This window comes from Streptomyces sp. NPDC051051 (assembly GCF_040682975.1).
In the GTDB taxonomy this organism is placed as follows: Bacteria; Actinomycetota; Actinomycetes; order Streptomycetales; family Streptomycetaceae; genus Streptomyces.
The window spans coordinates 126,541-144,310 of the sequence record NZ_JBFBCB010000014.1 but is presented as its reverse complement, the minus strand read 5'-3'; the positions used below and the strand labels follow the sequence as shown (position 1 = coordinate 144,310).

The window sequence follows — 17,770 nt, the reverse complement described above, 5'->3', positions numbered from 1 at the left end:
GGAAGCCGGCCGCGGCCGCCGCCCAGCCCGAGTAGCTGTTCAGCATGGAGACGACGACCGGCATGTCGCCGCCGCCGATCGAGGCGACCAGGTGCGGGGCGGCCCCTCTCTTGTGCTCGACCCCTGGAGGTCAGGCGTCCTTGCTCAGGTTCGGACCCGCGCCACCGGCCGCCTGCTCGATCGGCGGGACGTCCGGCAGGGCCGACTTCTCCTCACCCCGGAAGGTGAAGGTCTTGGCGTCGCCCTCGCCCTCGGTGTCCACGACCACGATGTGACCGGGGCGCAGCTCGCCGAAGAGGATCTTCTCCGAGAGCGTGTCCTCGATCTCGCGCTGGATGGTGCGGCGCAGCGGCCGCGCACCCAGCACCGGGTCGTATCCCTTCTTGGACAGCAGCTCCTTGGCGGACTGGGAGAGCTCGATGCCCATGTCCCGGTCCTTCAGGCGCTCGTCGACCTTGCCGACCATCAGGTCGACGATCTGGAGGATGTCCCCCTGGGTCAGCTGCGGGAAGACGACCACGTCGTCGACGCGGTTGAGGAACTCGGGCCGGAAGTGCTGCTTCAGCTCGTCCGAGACCTTGTTCTTCATGCGCTCGTAGTTGGACTTCGTGTCGCCCGCGGCGGCGAAGCCGAGGTTGAAGCCCTTGGAGATGTCCCGCGTGCCGAGGTTGGTCGTCATGATGATGACCGTGTTCTTGAAGTCCACGACCCGGCCCTGGGAGTCGGTCAGACGGCCGTCCTCCAGGATCTGGAGCAGCGAGTTGAAGATGTCCGGGTGGGCCTTCTCCACCTCGTCGAAGAGGACGACAGAGAACGGCTTGCGGCGGACCTTCTCGGTCAGCTGGCCGCCCTCTTCGTAACCCACGTATCCGGGCGGGGAACCGAAGAGACGCGACACCGTGTGCTTCTCGCTGAACTCCGACATGTCGAGGGAGATCAGCGCGTCCTCGTCACCGAAGAGGAACTCGGCGAGCGCCTTGGACAGCTCGGTCTTACCGACACCGGACGGGCCGGCGAAGATGAACGAGCCACCCGGACGCTTCGGGTCCTTGAGGCCCGCACGCGTACGGCGGATCGCCTTCGAGAGCGCCTTGACGGCGTCCTTCTGTCCGATGACCCGCTTGTGGAGCTCGTCCTCCATGCGCAGCAGACGCGAGGACTCCTCCTCGGTCAGCTTGAAGACCGGGATGCCGGTGGCGGTCGCGAGGACCTCGGCGATCAGCTCGCCGTCGACCTCGGCGACGACGTCCATGTCGCCGGCCTTCCACTCCTTCTCGCGCTTGGCCTTGGCGGCCAGGAGCTGCTTCTCCTTGTCGCGGAGGGAGGCGGCCTTCTCGAAGTCCTGCGAGTCGATCGCGGACTCCTTGTCGCGGCGGACGCCGGCGATCTTCTCGTCGAACTCGCGCAGGTCCGGCGGCGCGGTCATCCGGCGGATGCGCATCCGGGAACCGGCCTCGTCGATCAGGTCGATCGCCTTGTCCGGCAGGAAGCGGTCCGAGATGTACCGGTCGGCCAGGGTGGCGGCCTGGACCAGCGCCTCGTCGGTGATGGAGACGCGGTGGTGCGCCTCGTACCGGTCGCGCAGACCCTTGAGGATCTCGATGGTGTGCGGCAGCGACGGCTCCGCGACCTGAATGGGCTGGAAGCGGCGCTCGAGGGCCGCGTCCTTCTCCAGGTGCTTGCGGTACTCGTCCAACGTGGTCGCACCGATGGTCTGGAGCTCACCGCGGGCCAGCATCGGCTTCAGGATCGAAGCGGCGTCGATGGCGCCTTCGGCGGCACCCGCACCGACCAGCGTGTGCAGCTCGTCGATGAACAGGATGATGTCGCCGCGGGTGCGGATCTCCTTGAGGACCTTCTTCAGGCGCTCCTCGAAGTCACCGCGGTAACGGGAGCCGGCGACCAGCGCGCCGAGGTCCAGGGTGTAGAGGTGCTTGTCCTTGAGGGTCTCGGGCACCTCGCCCTTGACGATGGCCTGGGCGAGGCCCTCGACGACGGCGGTCTTGCCGACGCCGGGCTCACCGATCAGGACCGGGTTGTTCTTGGTACGGCGGGACAGCACCTGCATGACCCGCTCGATCTCCTTCTCGCGCCCGATGACCGGGTCGAGCTTGGACTCACGAGCGGCCTGGGTGAGGTTCCGGCCGAACTGGTCGAGGACCAGGGACGTCGAGGGCGTGCCCTCGGCAGGCCCGCCGGCGGCGGCGGTCTCCTTGCCCTGGTAGCCGGAGAGCAGCTGGATCACCTGCTGCCGCACCCGGTTGAGATCTGCACCCAGCTTGACCAGGACCTGGGCGGCGACGCCCTCGCCCTCACGGATCAGGCCGAGCAGGATGTGCTCCGTGCCGATGTAGTTGTGGCCCAGCTGAAGGGCCTCGCGGAGCGACAGCTCCAGGACCTTCTTGGCACGGGGGGTGAAGGGGATGTGCCCGGACGGGGCCTGCTGGCCCTGGCCGATGATCTCCTCCACCTGCTGGCGGACCGCCTCGAGCGAAATCCCGAGGCTCTCAAGGGCCTTGGCGGCGACACCCTCACCCTCGTGGATCAGGCCCAGGAGGATGTGCTCGGTGCCGATGTAGTTGTGGTTGAGCATCCGGGCTTCTTCCTGAGCCAGGACGACAACCCGCCGCGCGCGGTCGGTGAACCTCTCGAACATCGTTAATCGCTCCTCAGAGCGGTCAGGCAGTGAAGGGAACTTCCCCTCCCTGTCCTTCCGCAGCTTAGTCCCGCAAGCGGGGACCGCTCATTCCAACTGCCGACACCGTCGATGGCCTCCTGACCCCGAACGCCGACATCTGCTCCAACCCGATGGTGCGAGACGATGTTCCCGCAGGCCAGACAGTTACCCCAGTCGCCAGTACGCCGATGGCGAACGTGAGACTCCCTTTTCCTGCGTGTCGCCCCCTCCCACTAGGGATGTCTTACCCGCTGGGACCGACACTCCATGCCGTGGGCGCCCATTCCCTCCGCTACGGGCGAACAACCTTGCGCCTCCCGGCACCCCCGCACGCCCCCGTGTCGACACTCTGCGCTCTTGCGCGAGAACCCAGCGTAACGCGGGAGGCTTCGGGACCGTTGCACTCGGCATGGTTGGCCCCGTCCCTCCGCCCGCGTCCCGGACCGCACCTTCCACCGCCGCCGCGGACGCCTCCGCGGCGCCCCCTCCGGCGACCGCGTCCCCGGCCGCCGCTGCGGCATCCACGGTCCCCCTTTCCTGCAAGGCGCTCGATCCGGACCGTCCGGCCGAGAGCGTCCGCGGCTGGTACGAGAACGAACTGGGGTGGGCCACGGTGCCCGGAGAGCCGGTACGACTTCGGGTGGGCCTGCGTTTCGACGTCCTGGACGTGCCGGCCGAGGCGGGCCACCCGGCGCTGCGGCACCTGGCGCCGGGTTCGCCGGTGGCCGTGCAAGGCGACCGGATGAGGCTGCTGGTGGCGGCGGGAAGCGCGGAGGAGCTGCCGGGAATCCTGCGGTGGCTGGAGTGGGACGCATTGGTGCCGGATCTGACGGCGACCGGCGCGGGCGGGGCCTTCGAGGCGCCCCTGCCGCCGGACGGGACGCGTCCCGGAACAGCGCTGCAGGGGGCCGCCGTGTGGATGCGGCCCCCCGTCGGAGGGTGCGAGGTCGAGGCCTCGCTGCCGACGATGTCGGCCTTGGGGGGCGTTGGGGGCGCCCCCGACCTGGTGCGCTTGGTGGACACCCTGGCGACGCACTGTCACCGTGTCCGGCTGCGACGCGCCTGCGCTCAGCCGTTGGCCTTCTCGTAGGCCTCGCGGATGGTCGCGGGAACACGGCCGCGGTCGTTGACCTCGTAGCCGTTCTCCTTCGCCCACGCGCGGATCTGAGCGGTGTCCTGGCTGCCACCGGCAGCGGCGCGCGTCTTTCCGCGTCCACCCGAGGCACGGCCTCCGGTGCGCCGACCGCCCTTCACGTACGGGTCGAGAAGGCTGCGCAGCTTGTCGGCATTGGCAGTCGTGAGATCGATCTCGTACGTCTTGCCGTCCAGCGCGAACGTCACGGTCTCGTCGGCCTCGCCACCGTCGAGGTCGTCGACAAGAAGGACCTGAACCTTCTGTGCCACCGGATTTCCTTTCATCGATAACGTGAGGGCCGGGGGTCTGCGGCGTTCCGCCGTTTCGCCGCCCCCTGATATATGCAGTACTGCAGTACACCGGAAAGCAAACCGCTTTTGCCGGGAAAACACAAACCCTCGGGAGAGACCGACCGCCCGTCCCCCGCACGGAAACGTGCGCGTTTCGGACATAGGGCACCCGGGCAAGGCGACTCCGCCGTAATGGACCCGGCGATCACAGATGCAGAAGCATCCGGCTGTTGCCCAAGGTGTTCGGTTTCACTCGTTCGAGACCGAGGAACTCCGCGACGCCCTCGTCATAGGAACGCAGTAGCTCCGCGTAGACGTCGGTGTCGACGGGCGTCTCACCGATCTCCACGAAGCCGTGCTTGCCGAAGAAGTCCACTTCGAAGGTCAGACAGAAAACCCGGCGAACACCGAGCCAGCGTGCGGTCTGCAGCAACTTCTCCAACAACTGGTGACCGACGCCGGCGCCCTTCAGGCCGGGCTTCACCGCGAGCGTGCGGACTTCCGCGAGGTCTTCCCACATCACGTGCAGCGCGCCGCAGCCGACGACCTCGGCGTTGTCGTCGCGTTCGGCGACCCAGAACTCCTGGATGTCCTCGTAAAGGGTCACCGTCGCTTTGTCGAGCAGGATGCCGCCGCGGACGTACGCGTCAAGGAGACGACGTACCGCGGGGACATCGCCGGTCCGGGCCCGGCGGACGGTGATGGCTTTAGCGCTGACTTCAGGGCTCTGTGCTGACATGAGCGGACGCTATCGCCCGTCGGCCTCCGTCGGGGACCCGGGGTTCTCCCGCGCACTCCCGGCTTCCGGGCGTTCGGAAGTTTCGGGTCCCTGGACGATGCGTACCGCGTCGCTCAGGGCATGGCGCTGTTCGTCGCTCATCATCCCGAAGAAGGCGACGAGAGCTGCGGCGGGGTTGTCGCTCTGCGACCAGGCCTCGTTCATCAGGGCGGCGGCGTAGGCGGCACGCGTGGAGACCGCCTCATATCGATAGGCCCGGCCTTCCGCCTCGCGGCGCACCCAGCCCTTCTGATGGAGATTGTCCAAAACGGTCATCACCGTGGTGTAGGCGATGGACCGTTCCTTCTGAAGGTCTTCCAGGACTTCCCGAACGGTGACCGGGCGGTTCCACTTCCACACCCGCGTCATGACCGCGTCTTCGAGTTCTCCCAAGGGGCGAGGCACAACTCAGAACAATAGTGGGAGAGCGCGTCAATCGCGTGCCGGACGTGCACTTTCTTCGACAAGAGCGAACAAAAAGGGCGTACGGCACCCGATGGGGGCCGTACGCCCGAGGGGCGCGCGGGGGACGTGCGAGGACCTGCGTGCGGTCAGGCCTCGGTGTTCGCGGCGGGCCGGCGCGTGCTCTCCGCGCGCGCGAGGGCGGCGTCGACGGCCGCGTCCTCCTTGGCCTTGTTGGTGCCGCCCTGGGTCTTCACGATCACCCTGATCAAGCCGATGAAGAAGGCGGCCATGACGACGGGGGGAAGAAGCGCGGAGACATAGTCCATGGATCCAGGGTAGCCAGGGAGGAACGGGACATCGGGGCGGGGTCGCGCTACCGCGGATCGTGTCGGCGGTGTCCGCTCAGCCGACGGCGAGCCGCTCCCGGGGGCCGGTGGACGGCGAGGCGGAGGACGGCGGGACGGGCTTGCGCCGCGGGAAGACCTCGCCCGGCGTGGGGACGGGCCGGCGGGAGGGTTCCGGCTCCTGCGGCTTCACGGGGACGGGGCCGGGAGCGGGCGGGGCCGGCTTCTCGGCGGGTTTCCGCGCGGGCCGCGGCGTCGGCTCCTCGGCGGCGACCGCCAGGCGGTGGGGGCCGGCCTCCTCCGTGGCCGCGCCACGGCCCCCGGGAAGGGCCAGGAGGCGCGTACGGGACGCCGGCACCACGGGAGCGGCCGGTACCGCCCGGCGGACCGCACGACGGGCCAGGCGGGCGCGTACGTCCTGCTCCGCGAGGGCCTGGCAGCGCTCCAGGAGGGCGGCCGCCTTCGGGTTCCCCCGCAGGGCGCGCAGGGCTGCGAGGTCGTCGGCCTCGGGCCGGTGACCGGCGCCGAGCACCTCCTCCAGGAGCGTGAGGTATCCGGCGGCGGTGCCGGGGAGGGCGGCGCGGTACCGGGCGAGGTCGGACACCAGGAAGGCCCGCAGCCGGGCGGTCTCGCGCACGGCCTCGTCGAGGGATGCGGCGAGGCGGTGGCAGTCCTGGACGTCCTCGGCCGAGGCGGGACCGGGGTGGAGGGCGAGGGCGAGGGCACGGCGGAGCACACGCAGCTCCTCCGCACCGAACACCATGCCGCCGCGGGATCCGTAGGGCGTGGGCATGCGGCGACGATACGCGCTAATCAGACAAACTCGACATAAGGAGTGGGCGTGGCGCGCCCTGTTCCCCCGGGTCGGACACACGTCGCACCGGGTCGGACGGACGGTTCCGCCGGGGCGGGCGGCCGCTCCGGCCGGGTCGCCCCGCCCTCACGCGCCCGCCCACCCGCTCACATCCGCGAGACGTTCCGTTCGTACACCAGGCGCAGCCCGATCAGCGTCAGCCACGGCTCGTGCTCGTCGATCACCGAGGACTCGCCCAGCACCATCGGCGCCAGCCCGCCCGTGGCGATCACCGTCACGTCGTCGGGGTCCTCCGACAGTTCCCTGGCCATCCGGCCCACGACGCCGTCGACCTGGCCGGCGAAGCCGTAGACGATGCCGGACTGCATCGCCTCGACCGTGTTCTTGCCGATCACGCTGCGGGGGCGGGCGACCTCGATCTTGCGCAGCTGCGCGGCCTTGACGCCCAGGGCCTCGACGGAGATCTCGATGCCGGGCGCGATGACGCCGCCGACGTACTCCCCGCGCGCGCTGATCGCGTCGAACGTGGTCGCCGTGCCGAAGTCCACGACGATCGCCGGGCCGCCGAACAGCTCGTTGGCGGCGACCGCGTTGATGATGCGGTCGGCGCCGACCTCCTTGGGGTTGTCGAAGAGGATCGGTACGCCCGTCTTCACACCGGGCTCGACGAGCACCGCGGGGACGTCGCCGTAGTAGCGGCGGGTCACCTCGCGCAGCTCGTGCAGGACGGACGGGACCGTCGCGCAGATGGCGATGCCGTCGATGCCGTCGCCCAGCTCCACCCCGAGGAGGGGGTGCATGCCCATCAGGCCCTGGAGGAGGACCGCCAGCTCGTCGGCCGTGCGGCGGGCGTCCGTCGAGATCCGCCAGTGCTCGACGATGTCCTCCCCGTCGAACAGGCCGAGCACGGTGTGCGTGTTCCCTACGTCGATCGTCAGCAGCATGGCCGGATCCCGCTCCTACTCCGCCGCTCGCAGGTCCAGGCCGATGTCCAGGATCGGCGAGGAATGGGTCAGGGCGCCCACGGCCAGGAAGTCGACACCGGTGTCGGCGTACACCTTGGCGTTGTCCAGGGTGAGCCGGCCGGAGGCCTCCAGCAGTGCGCGCCCGCCGACCACACCGACGGCCTCCGCGCACTCCTCGGGCGTGAAGTTGTCCAGCAGGATCAGGTCGGCGCCGGCCTCCACGACCTCGCGCAACTGGTGCAGGGTGTCGACCTCGACCTCGATCGGCACGTCCGGGAAGGCCTCCCGCACGGCCTGGAAGGCCTGGGCGACGCCGCCCGCGGCGACCACGTGGTTGTCCTTGACCAGCGCCGCGTCGGACAGCGACATGCGGTGGTTGACGCCGCCGCCGCAGCGCACGGCGAACTTCTCCAGCGACCGCAGGCCCGGCGTGGTCTTCCGGGTGTCGCGCACGCGTGCCCCGGTGCCCTCCAGGGCGTCCGCCCACGCGCGCGTGGCGGTCGCGATGCCGGAGAGGCGGCACATCAGGTTCAGCGCGCTGCGCTCGGCGGTGAGGAGGTCACGCGTGCGCGTGGTGACCGACAGCAGCTTCTGCCCGGCCTCCACGCGGTCTCCGTCCTCGACGTGCCGCTCGACCTCGAACTCGTCCGTGCAGACGACCGAGAGGACGGCCTCGGCGACCCTGAGGCCCGCCACCACGCCCGCCTCGCGCGCGCTGAAGTCCGCGGTGGCCACCGCGTCCTCGGGGATGGTCGCGACCGTCGTCACGTCCACGCCGTGGGCAAGGTCCTCCTGGATGGCGACGTTGGCGATGTCCTCGACCTCGACCGGGTCGAGCCCGGCGTCGGCCAGGAGCTGGGCGAGCGCGGGATCCAGCCCGCACTCCAGGTACTCCTCGTCGGTGAGGTCGGCGTCCGTGCCACAGGCACAGCCGTCGCCGCAGCCGCCGCTCTGGACGAGGGGAAGGTCCTCGGGGGTGCTCACTTCTGTCACTGCTCCTGCTGCTGCCGGGTCGGGGGGAAGTCTGCGGTATCGGTGGTGTGCACGGCGAGCGTCCGGTCCGGATTCAGCCGTACGACGATGTGGCGGCGCCAGTCGGTGTCGTCGCGCTCGGCGCGGTCCTCGCGCCAGTGGCAGCCGCGGGTCTCCTCGCGCAGCCGGGCGGCGGCGACCAGGACGCGCGCCACGCACAGGAGGTTGGTGGCCTCCCAGGTGTCGACGCCGGGCTCGGCGGTCTTGCCGTTCTCGTCGAGGGCGTCGCGGGCCTCCGTGTGCAGCCGCTGGAGGTGCTCGGCGGCCTTCTCCAGGGAGCCGGCGGAGCGCAGGACGCCCGCGCCCTCGGTCATGATCCGCTGGATGGCGAACCGGGCCTCGGGGGCGAGGAGGGGGTGCGCGGGCCTGCCGGGGTGCTCGACGGGCGCGGGCACGCGCGCGGGGAGGCCGTCCGCCGACCGGCTCGCCGCGATGTCGGCGGAGATGCGCTCGGCGTAGACGAGGCCCTCCAGGAGGGAGTTGGAGGCGAGCCGGTTCGCGCCGTGCACACCGGTGCAGGCGACCTCACCGCAGGCGTAGAGGCCCGGCACGGTGGTCCGGCCGTGCGAGTCGGTGCGCACGCCGCCGGAGGCGTAGTGGGCGGCCGGGGCGACCGGGACGGGCTCGGTGACCGGGTCGATGCCGTGCGCCCGGCAGGCGGCGAGGATGGTCGGGAAGCGGTGTTCCCACATCTCGGCGCCGAAGTGGCGGGCGTCGAGGTACATGTGCTCGGCGTCCAGCTCCTGCATGCGGCGCATGATGCCCTTGGCGACGATGTCCCGGGGCGCCAGCTCGGCCAGCTCGTGCTGCCCCAGCATGAAGCGCGCGCCGTTGCCGTCGACCAGGTGGGCACCCTCGCCGCGCACCGCCTCGGAGACGAGCGGCTGCTGGCCCTCCGCGTCCGGACCGAGGAACAGCACGGTCGGGTGGAACTGCACGAACTCCAGGTCGGAGACCTCCGCGCCCGCGCGCAACGCCAGCGCGACGCCGTCGCCCGTCGACACGGACGGGTTGGTGGTCGCGGAGAAGACCTGCCCCATGCCACCGGTGGCGAGGACCACCGCGGGCGCGTGCACGGCGCCCACGCCGTCGTGCTGGCCCTCCCCCATGACGTGCAGGGAGACACCGGCGGTGCGGCCGTCGGCGTCCGTGAGGAGGTCCAGGACGAGCGCGTTCTCGATCGTGCGCAGCCCGCGCGCGCGGACCGCCTCGACGAGCGCGCGGGAGATCTCCGCGCCGGTCGCGTCACCGCCCGCGTGCGCGATGCGGCGGCGGTGGTGGCCTCCCTCGCGGGTCAGCTCCAGGCCGCCTCCCTCGGACTCGTCGAAGTGGGCGCCGGTCTCGATGAGCCGCCGTACGGCGTCGGGGCCCTCGGTGACGAGGAGGCGTACCGCGTCCTCGTCGCACAGGCCCGCGCCCGCCACCAGCGTGTCCTCGAGGTGCTGTTCGGGCGTGTCGCCCTCGCCGAGCGCGGCGGCTATGCCGCCCTGCGCCCAGCGGGTGGAACCGTCGTCCAGGCGGGCCTTGGTGACGACGACCGTCGTCAGTCCCGCGGCCTCGCAGCGCAGGGCGGCGGTGAGGCCGGCCACCCCGGAACCGACGACCACGACGTCCGCGGAGATGGACCACCCGGGCGCGGGCGCGTGCAGTCGTATGCCTGTGCTGGTCACGAGGCGGCTCCGAAGGTGAGGGGGAGGTTGTCGATCAGCCTGGTCGTGCCGACCCGGGCGGCGACCGCGAGGACCGCCTCGCCGGTGAAGTCGTCCTCGATGTCGCCGAAGTCGGACGGGTCGACGAGGGCGAGGTAGTCCAGTCGCAGCGGCGGGACCATGCGCGCGGCCTCGTCCAGGACCGTGCGGGCGGCGGCCCGGACGGCGGCCACGGAGCCGGGGGCGGCCTTGGCCACGGCGTGCGCGTCGGCGGCCGCGCGGGACTCGCCCAGGGCGCTGAGCGCCTCCGCACGGGCGCGGGTGGCGGGCACCTCACGCGCGCGTGCCCGCAGCGCCTCCTGCGCGGCGTGCCGGTCACGGCCCGCGAACAGGGCCCGGGACAGGGCGAGCGCGGTGCGCCGCTCGGCCGGTGACAGGTAGCGGTTGCGGCTGGAGAGGGCCAGGCCGTCGTCCTCGCGCACGGTCGGGACGGCGACGATGTCGACGCCGAAGTTGAGGTCGCGCACCATGCGCCGGATCAGGGCGAGCTGCTGGGCGTCCTTCTGCCCGTACAGGGCCACGTCGGGGCGCGTCAGGTGCAGCAGCTTGGCGACGACGGTGAGCATGCCGTCGAAGTGCCCGGGGCGTGCGGCACCCTCCAGGCGCTCCCCCATCGGGCCGGCGCTGACGCGGACCTGGGGCTCGCCGCCGGGATAGACCTCGTCGACGGAGGGGGCGAACACGACGTCGGCACCGGCCTCCTCGGCGATCTTGAGGTCGGCGTCCAGGGTGCGCGGGTAGCGGTCGAGGTCCTCGCCCGCGCCGAACTGGAGCGGGTTGACGAAGACCGTGACGACGACCTCGCCCCGCGGTCCGGCGATCTCGCGCGCGGTGCGGACGAGGGTGGCGTGACCCTCGTGCAGGGCGCCCATCGTCATCACCACGGCGCGGCGGCCCGCACGCGTGCGTGCGTGCAGTTCATCCGCGGTGCGCAGCAGGGTCGTGGTCATCGGGCATCTCCCTCGGCACCGTCGGTCCCCTTGGCGAGCACCCCGAGGAGGTCCTCGGCGAGTTCCGGCTTGAGCAGGCCGCTGGCGAGGGCCCGGTCGGCCGTCGCGCGGGCCATCGCCAGATAGCCGTCGACGCTCTGCGGGGCGTGCCTGCGCAGTTCCGAGACGTGGGCGGCGACCGTGCCCGCGTCGCCGCGCGCGACGGGGCCGGTGAGCGCCGCGTCGCCGGAGCGCAGCGCGTTGTCCAGGGCGGCGCCCAGCAGCGGGCCGAGCATCCGGTCGGGGGCCTCGACACCGGCCGCGCGCAGGAGCTCCAGCGACTGGGCGACCAGGGTGACGAGGTGGTTGGCGCCGAGGGCGAGGGCCGCGTGGTAGAGCGGCCGGTTCTCCTCGGCGATCCACTCCGGTTCGCCGCCCATCTCGATGACGAGGGCCTCGGCGGCCAGCCGCAGTTCGTCGGGCGCGGTGACGCCGAAGGAGCAGCCGGCCAGGCGCTGGACGTCCACCGCGGTACCGGTGAAGGTCATCGCCGGGTGCAGGGCCAGCGGCAGCGCGCCCGCGCGCAGGGCGGGGTCCAGGACGTGCGCGCCGTACCGGCCGGAGGTGTGCACGAGCAGTTGCCCCGGGCGGACGGCGCCGGTCTCGGCGAGGCCCTCGACGAGGCCGGGGAGGGCGTCGTCGGGGACGGTCAGCAGCACGAGGTCGGCGCGCCGCAGGACCTCGGCGGGGGTGACGAGGGGGACGTCCGGCAGCATCGTCGCGGCGCGCCGCCGGGAGGCGTCGGAGACGCCGGAGACGGCGACCGGCCGGTGCCCGGCGAGCTGGAGGGACGCGGCGAGAGCGGGGCCCACACGACCGGCGCCGACGACGCCGACGGTGAGCCGCGCGGGGCGGTCCCTGGGGTCTGGCTGTTGGACTGTACTCACGCGACGGCGGCCTTCCCGTTCCAGTCCGCTCTGGGTACCGGACGATTTCTCGTCATGTTAACGCGATCGGTTGCCGAGGGCCCCGGTCGTCCACAGGCTGTGGGTAACCGCACTTTCCCTCCGGCACGGAAATCGGGTGCCCGTGCGGCCACGCGCGCGAAATGATCCACGGCATGAGCGATACGGCGGATCAGCCCCCGCGGGCGTACGAGCAGGAGCCGTCCGGCCCGGTGACGGAGCCGGAGTCGGAGCCGGTGTCGGACGACGAACGGCGCAGGCGGCGCTGGGAACGGCGAAGGCGCGTGGCCCGCAGCGCGCGGCGGGTGCTCGCGCGCTCGGGTCTCCAGAGCACGATCCGCCAGCGGCTCGCCCTCCTGGACGCGGCCGGGGAGGTGTACGACCTGGACGAATCCGTGGACGCGTACGGCGACGGCGTCGTCGCCGCCCTGGAGGCCGAGGTCGCCCGGCTGCTCGGCAAGGAGGCCGCCGCCTTCTTCCCGACGGGCACCATGGCGCAGCAGGTCGCCCTGCGGTGCTGGGCCGGACGCACCGGGAACCCGGCCGTCGCCCTGCACGGCAAGGCCCACCCGGAGGTGCACGAACGCGCCGCGTTCAGCCAGGTCAGTGGATTGCGCCCGGTCCGGCTGACCGACGAGCCCCGTCAGCCCACCGCCGAGGAGGTCCGCGACTGCGAGGAGCCCTTCGGGGCGCTGATGCTCGAACTGCCGCTCAGGGACGCCGGACACGTCCTGCCGTCCTGGCAGGAGCTGACCGAACTCGTCGAGGCGGCACGCGAGCGGGACGCGGTCGTGCACTTCGACGGCGCACGCCTGTGGGAGTCGGCCGTCCATCTCGGCCGGCCGCTCGACGAGATCGCCGGGCTCGCGGACAGCGTCTACGTGTCGTTCTACAAGTCCCTCGACGGCTTCGGCGGCGCCGCGCTGGCCGGCCCGAGCACCCTGGTGGAGGAGGCGAGGACCTGGCGTCACCGCTACGGCGGCATGGTCTTCCAGCAGTTCCCCACCGCCCTGTCGGCACTGCTCGGCCTGGAGCGCGAACTGCCCCGCCTGCCCTCGTACGTGCGTCACGCGCGCGTGGTGGCCGCCGCGCTGGCCGAGGGCTTCGCGGCGGCCGGGCTGTCGTGGTCGCGCGTGCACCCCGAGGTGCCGCACACCAACGAGTTCCAGGTGTGGCTGCCGTACGACGCCGACGTCGTCGCCGAGGCCGCGATCCGCACGGCCGAGGAGACCGGGACCCTGCTCTTCGCCCGCGCCTGGGACGCGCCCGTACCGGGGCTGGCCGTCACGGAGGTCGACGTGCGCGCCCCCGGTCTGGAGTGGAGCGCCGGGGACGTACGGACGGCGGTCGCCGACTTCGTGGCCCGGCTGAGGGAGGAGGACGGCGCGGCGCGGGGACGGGTGGACGGATAGGCGTCGGCCGGTGCCCTCGGGGACCGGCTCGGCATGCGCCGCGCCGATCGACGGCGCCCGTCGCCCGTCGACGGCGTTGTCGGTGGCGGGGTGCACCATGAGGGCATGAGCGTGAGCATCGACATCGCGGGGCTGCGGCCGGAGAGGGTCGCGATCGTGCCGTCCCCCCTCGCCGAGCTCGGCATGGCGCTGCACGCGCTGTCCGAGCCGGGGCACCATCCGGGCCTCCAGGGCTGGGTCACGGGTGTCGCCGCGCGCCTGGACCCGCATCTCGCCGACCGGATGTGCGAGGCCGACTTCCTGTGGCGGTCGACGTTCTCGGACCTCTTCCTGCCGTACGCCGGCATCCCGGGCCGCAGCACACTGCCGCGCGGGACGCTCGCCGAGGAGCTGGACCTCCTCGACAAGCTGACGGACGAGCAGTTCGTGGACGCCGCGCTGGAGTTCACCTGCGTGATCGCCTACGGCTCCTACGAACCGCTGGTGCTCACGGACGAGCGCGTGCGGCGGCGGGCCCTGGAGGTGGCCGCCTCGCGCGGTCCCCGGCAGGTGCGGTTCACCCAGCGGCTGCTGGACGACCCGCCCAGCGTGCGCGCGTGGCTGCGGCGCTTCCTGGAGGACTGCGACGAGGCGTTCTTCGCGGAGGTCTGGTCACGACTGAGCCACCAGCTGACGGCGGACGCCCGGCACAAGACGGAACTGCTGCGGCACCGCGGACTGGCGGAGGCCCTGGCGGCGGTGTCCCCCGTCCTGAGCCTGGACGAGGCGGCCGACCGGATCGAGGTCGACAAACTCGTCAAGGGCCGTACGGTCACCGCGGGCGGCGGGCTGCTCCTGGTGCCGACCAGCCTCGGCTGGCCCCACCTCAGCGTGCTGCACCGCAGCGGCTGGCAGCCCGTGCTGCACTACCCCGTCGGCTCCCCCGAGCCGGCCTCGCCGCCGTCGGTCGAGCAGCTCGCCCTGCGGATGACGGCCCTGTCCCACCCCGTCCGGATGCGGATCTGCCGCCATCTGGCCCGCAGCGCTTACACCACGAGCGAGCTGGCCCAGGTGCACGGCATGACGGCGCCCGAGATATCGCGGCACCTGGCCGTCCTGAAGAAGGCGGGCCTGATCACCACCCGTCGGCGCGGCCGGTACGTGCTGCACCAGCTCGACGTGACGAGGGTGGCCCGGCTGGGCAGCGACTTCCTGGAGGGGGTCCTCAGGTAGGGCGGGCGCCTCGCCGTTCCTGGACGGCAGGGCGTCGGCCCGCGGAGCCGCCGGGGCCCGCCGGCGTCCTCGCCGCGCGGCTCCTCGCCCGGCGGCGTCGCAGGCCGTCGCCGAGTTCTCCCGCGAGGATCGCGAGGACGGCGGTCGCGGCACACCCCAGGAGGTTCGGCCCTTGGCCCCCGACGCGGCCCAGGAGCCAGAAGGCCGGCGTCATGACGGCCCACCACGCGGTCCAGCGGGCGGGCGTGCTCCGTCCCGGAAGCAGTTTCACGCCGTCACCGTAGCCCGTCGGCCCTGTTCCCGGGAGGGGCGACCGGGCGGCCTCCGCCGCAGCCGGCCCTCAGTCGAACCGGATGTGCTTCAGGCCCACCCGCGCCTGGCGCAGTTGCGTGCGCAGCGCCCCGTCCGTGTTCGGCCGCAGCGTCAGCCCGGCCAGGACGGCGATGCGGTCGGCCGTCTTCGGCACGCTCGTGTGGTCCGTCCACAGGTGTTCGGCGAACTCCGGCTCGCGCAGCCGCTCCAGGCAGTGATCGAGCCGTCGAACGGCCCAACTGTCCCCGCGCACAGCCGCGTTCCTCCCGGCGAAGAACCGCAGGAGGCGCCCCGGCCTGCGCTCGCGCAGCCGCTTCAGCACGGTCTCCCGCTCGGCGAGGAGCGTGAAGTGGTGCACGTCGTGCCCCAGTTCACGCAGTCGGCCGACGGTCTCGGCGAAGTGGCGCGGGTCGGTGACCGTCATGGGGGCGATCACCACGCCGTCGTGCTCGCGGAGCGCCAGGTCGAGGACCTCGACGACACCCCGCCGCCAGGACACCAGGTCCTGGAAGTCGCCCCGCAGGTCCGGCGGCAGCATGCGGCGCAGCCCGAATCCGACGAGTTCGGGGTCGCAGACGACGCTGCCCGGCAGCCGGCGCCGGATCTCGTGTGCGGTCTGTGTCTTGCCGCCCCCGAAGGGACCGTTGATCCACAGGAGCATGCGCCGACCCTAGAGCCTGTCAAGCGTGCGCGGGGCGCGTTCGGCGGTGATCCGTGTGCTGCCGGGGAGGCGGCGGCGCACATGTCCCGCTCAGCCGTGGCCCCCCGCCCGCACCAGCCCCGTCTCGTACGCCAGGACCACCACCTGCACCCGGTCCCGCAGCCCGAGCTTCGTCAGGATGCGCCCCACGTGGGTCTTGACGGTCGCCTCGGACAGCACCAGCCGCGCCGCGATCTCCCCGTTGGAAAGCCCCTGGGCGACGAGGATCATGACCTCGCGCTCCCGCTCGGTGAGCCGCTCCAGCCCCTTGTGCCGGGGCTCCTTGCCCGCGCTGGGCAGCATCGGCGCGAACCGGTCGAGGAGACGGCGGGTGGTGGAGGGCGCGACCACCGCGTCACCGCTGTGCACGGAACGGATCGCGGCGAGCAGTTCGCCCGGCGGCACGTCCTTCAGCATGAAACCGGAGGCGCCCGCCTTCAGTCCGGAGAAGGCGTACTCGTCGAGGTCGAAGGTGGTCAGGATCAGCACCTTCGGCGGGTCCGGCTCCGAGCAGATGCGCCGGGTGGCCTCGACGCCGTCCAGTTTGGGCATGCGCACGTCCATCAGCACCACGTCGACAGAGGTGGAACGCACCACCTGGAGGGCCTCGACGCCGTCGCCCGCCTCCGCCACGACGTCCATGTCCGGCTGGGCGGCGAGCACCATCCGGAACCCGGTGCGCAGCAGCATCTGGTCGTCGACGAGCATCACGCGGATCGTCATCGAGTCCTCTTCCGTGGGTGGTGGCAGGTGTCGGCACCGGGCGTGCGCCGATGCCGGTGCGCCGGCGTCAGTGCGCCGGTTTGAGCGGGAGCAGCGCGCTGATGCGGAATCCTCCGCCGGGGCGGGGACCGGCGTCCAGCGTGCCGCCGACCATGCCGACCCGCTCCCGCATCCCGATCAGGCCGTGGCCCCGGCCGTCGGCGCCGCCCTCCTCGTACAGCTCGTGCGGGGCGCCCTTGCCGTCGTCCTCGACCAGCAGGCCGAGACCGTCGTCGAAGTAGACCAGGCGCACGCTGGCGCCCGCGTCCGGCCCCCCGTGCTTGCGCGTGTTGGTGAGCGCCTCCTGCACGATCCGGTACGCCGTCAGCTCGACGCCGCTGGGCAGGGGCCGCGGGGTGCCCTCGACCTTGAAGTCCACGGGCAGACCGGAACCGCGGCACTGCTGGACGAGGTCCTCGATCTGCTCGACGTCCGGCTGCGGGACGTACTCCCCGCCCTCCTGATGCTCGCCGGTGCGCAGGACGCCCAGCAGGCGGCGCATCTCGGCGAGGGCCTGCCGGCCGGTGGACGAGATCGTCTCCAGGGCCTTCTTGGCCTGGTCGGGCGCCGCGTCGAGGACGTAGGCGGCGCCGTCGGCCTGCACCACCATCACCGACACGTTGTGCGCGACGACGTCGTGCAGCTCGCGCGCTATCCGGGCGCGCTCGGCGGCGACGGCGACCTTCGCCTGCGCCTCGCGCTCCTTCTCCAGTCGCGCCGCGCGCTCCTCGAGCTGGGCGAAGTACGCGCGGCGGGTGCGCATGGAGTCGCCGAGCACCCAGGCCAGCGCGAACGGAACCGTCTGGAAGACGACTACGGCGATGTTGCCCGCCATGCTCGTCTGCTCGTTCGGCCAGCGCAGCTGTGCCAGGGTCGCGGCGACCAGGCCCATGCCCAGCGCGAGCCGCGACGCCCAGCGGGCACCCGTCGCGGCGACCGTGTAGACGATCACCAGCAGGGCGAAGTCGGCGGCCGTCGTGGCGACGTCCAGCACGAGCTGGGCGAGGCCGAGCGCGCCGGCCAGCAGCAGCATCCGCTCCGGCATGCGCCGCCGGAGCGCCATCACCAGGCCCAGCAGGAGCGCGATCGGCACGAGCAGCGCCAGGGAGTCCGTCCCCTGGTGGTTCTGGCCGGAGGTGGTTCCGGCCACCACAGAGATCCCGAACAGGACGAGGGCCCAGAAGCCGTCGACCAGGGTCGGGTGTCCGCGGAGGAAGTCGTAGAGGCGCTGCACGTAACCCAGAGTAGGGAAGCCGGATGCGTGCAGGGGTCAACCGGAGGACCGATCCGGGCCCGGCGCGCGTACTCCGCAAGGTGGAGACCGTGATC

At 72.1% G+C, this 17,770-nt stretch carries 17 protein-coding genes and 1 pseudogene; 3 read left to right on the top strand and 15 right to left on the bottom strand.

The features are described 5' to 3' along the window. Together AB0N31_RS13880 and AB0N31_RS13875 are read right to left on the bottom strand one after the other, a co-directional pair. Window positions 1-94, bottom strand: a pseudogene (locus tag AB0N31_RS13880) (NAD(P)(+) transhydrogenase (Re/Si-specific) subunit beta); the annotation flags it as partial. 36 nt (window positions 95-130) lie between these two features. After that, window positions 131-2,656 carry an ATP-dependent Clp protease ATP-binding subunit gene (locus AB0N31_RS13875; RefSeq protein WP_366058570.1) on the bottom strand — a complete coding sequence of 842 codons (2,526 nt, stop codon included), beginning with the start codon at window positions 2,654-2,656 and terminating at the stop codon, window positions 131-133. Window positions 2,657-3,086: 430 nt separating this feature from the next. On the opposite strand from AB0N31_RS13875, the gene AB0N31_RS13870 reads away from it, so the two are divergent. Then, a complete protein-coding gene (locus AB0N31_RS13870) occupies window positions 3,087-3,767 on the top strand; it encodes an SCO3374 family protein (RefSeq protein ID WP_366058569.1) in 681 nt (226 codons plus the stop codon). Here the strand turns inward: AB0N31_RS13870 and AB0N31_RS13865 are convergent. The 10 genes from AB0N31_RS13865 to AB0N31_RS13820 all read right to left on the bottom strand — a co-directional run bounded on the left by AB0N31_RS13865 (window position 3,746) and on the right by AB0N31_RS13820 (window position 12,025). Beyond that, complete coding sequence (locus AB0N31_RS13865; RefSeq protein WP_366058568.1) at window positions 3,746-4,081, bottom strand: Lsr2 family protein; 336 nt, start codon at window positions 4,079-4,081, stop codon at window positions 3,746-3,748. The genes AB0N31_RS13870 and AB0N31_RS13865 overlap by 22 nt on opposite strands. Before the next feature lie 226 nt (window positions 4,082-4,307). Next, window positions 4,308-4,841, bottom strand: a complete 534-nt coding sequence (locus AB0N31_RS13860) for an amino-acid N-acetyltransferase (RefSeq protein WP_366058567.1) — start codon at window positions 4,839-4,841, stop codon at window positions 4,308-4,310. Between the two features lie 9 nt (window positions 4,842-4,850). After that, window positions 4,851-5,273 carry a BlaI/MecI/CopY family transcriptional regulator gene (locus tag AB0N31_RS13855; RefSeq protein WP_366058566.1) on the bottom strand — a complete coding sequence of 141 codons (423 nt, stop codon included), beginning with the start codon at window positions 5,271-5,273 and terminating at the stop codon, window positions 4,851-4,853. A gap of 158 nt (window positions 5,274-5,431) precedes the next feature. Next, window positions 5,432-5,611: a hypothetical protein gene (locus AB0N31_RS13850; RefSeq protein WP_366058565.1), complete on the bottom strand. Its 180-nt coding sequence runs from the start codon at window positions 5,609-5,611 to the stop codon at window positions 5,432-5,434. Window positions 5,612-5,687: 76 nt separating this feature from the next. Continuing rightward, window positions 5,688-6,392 carry a hypothetical protein gene (locus AB0N31_RS13845; RefSeq protein WP_366058578.1) on the bottom strand — a complete coding sequence of 235 codons (705 nt, stop codon included), beginning with the start codon at window positions 6,390-6,392 and terminating at the stop codon, window positions 5,688-5,690. A 197-nt stretch (window positions 6,393-6,589) separates the two neighbouring features. Continuing rightward, a complete protein-coding gene (locus tag AB0N31_RS13840) occupies window positions 6,590-7,387 on the bottom strand; it encodes a type III pantothenate kinase (RefSeq protein ID WP_366058564.1) in 798 nt (265 codons plus the stop codon). A gap of 15 nt (window positions 7,388-7,402) precedes the next feature. Then, window positions 7,403-8,392: a carboxylating nicotinate-nucleotide diphosphorylase gene (gene nadC, locus AB0N31_RS13835; protein ID WP_366058563.1), complete on the bottom strand. Its 990-nt coding sequence runs from the start codon at window positions 8,390-8,392 to the stop codon at window positions 7,403-7,405. A gap of 5 nt (window positions 8,393-8,397) precedes the next feature. Next, complete coding sequence (locus AB0N31_RS13830; RefSeq protein ID WP_366058562.1) at window positions 8,398-10,110, bottom strand: L-aspartate oxidase; 1,713 nt, start codon at window positions 10,108-10,110, stop codon at window positions 8,398-8,400. Then, the gene (gene panC / locus AB0N31_RS13825; protein WP_366058561.1) at window positions 10,107-11,099 is read right to left on the bottom strand and encodes a pantoate--beta-alanine ligase; all 993 of its coding nucleotides are present in this window, start codon (window positions 11,097-11,099) and stop codon (window positions 10,107-10,109) included. The genes AB0N31_RS13830 and panC overlap by 4 nt, the downstream gene beginning before the upstream one ends. After that, window positions 11,096-12,025 (bottom strand): DUF2520 domain-containing protein, encoded by a 930-nt coding sequence (locus AB0N31_RS13820; RefSeq protein WP_366058560.1) that lies wholly within the window; start codon window positions 12,023-12,025, stop codon window positions 11,096-11,098. Before AB0N31_RS13820 ends, panC begins: the two co-directional genes overlap by 4 nt. A 173-nt stretch (window positions 12,026-12,198) precedes the next feature. Here AB0N31_RS13820 and AB0N31_RS13815 point away from each other — a divergent pair, with 173 nt between their 5' ends. After that, entirely contained in the window at window positions 12,199-13,455 is a 1,257-nt protein-coding gene (locus tag AB0N31_RS13815) for a beta-eliminating lyase-related protein (protein WP_366058559.1), read from the top strand. A 105-nt stretch (window positions 13,456-13,560) separates the two neighbouring features. After that, window positions 13,561-14,667 (top strand): DUF5937 family protein, encoded by a 1,107-nt coding sequence (locus tag AB0N31_RS13810; protein WP_366058558.1) that lies wholly within the window; start codon window positions 13,561-13,563, stop codon window positions 14,665-14,667. Window positions 14,668-15,007: 340 nt separating this feature from the next. Here the strand turns inward: AB0N31_RS13810 and AB0N31_RS13805 are convergent, their stop codons facing one another. The 3 genes from AB0N31_RS13805 to AB0N31_RS13795 all read right to left on the bottom strand — a co-directional run bounded on the left by AB0N31_RS13805 (window position 15,008) and on the right by AB0N31_RS13795 (window position 17,675). Then, the gene (locus AB0N31_RS13805) at window positions 15,008-15,640 is read right to left on the bottom strand and encodes an AAA family ATPase (protein WP_366058557.1); all 633 of its coding nucleotides are present in this window, start codon (window positions 15,638-15,640) and stop codon (window positions 15,008-15,010) included. 90 nt (window positions 15,641-15,730) lie between these two features. Further along, window positions 15,731-16,402 carry a response regulator transcription factor gene (locus tag AB0N31_RS13800; protein ID WP_366058556.1) on the bottom strand — a complete coding sequence of 224 codons (672 nt, stop codon included), beginning with the start codon at window positions 16,400-16,402 and terminating at the stop codon, window positions 15,731-15,733. Between the two features lie 67 nt (window positions 16,403-16,469). Beyond that, window positions 16,470-17,675 (bottom strand): sensor histidine kinase, encoded by a 1,206-nt coding sequence (locus AB0N31_RS13795; protein WP_366058555.1) that lies wholly within the window; start codon window positions 17,673-17,675, stop codon window positions 16,470-16,472. Between the last annotated feature and the right edge of the window lie 95 nt (window positions 17,676-17,770).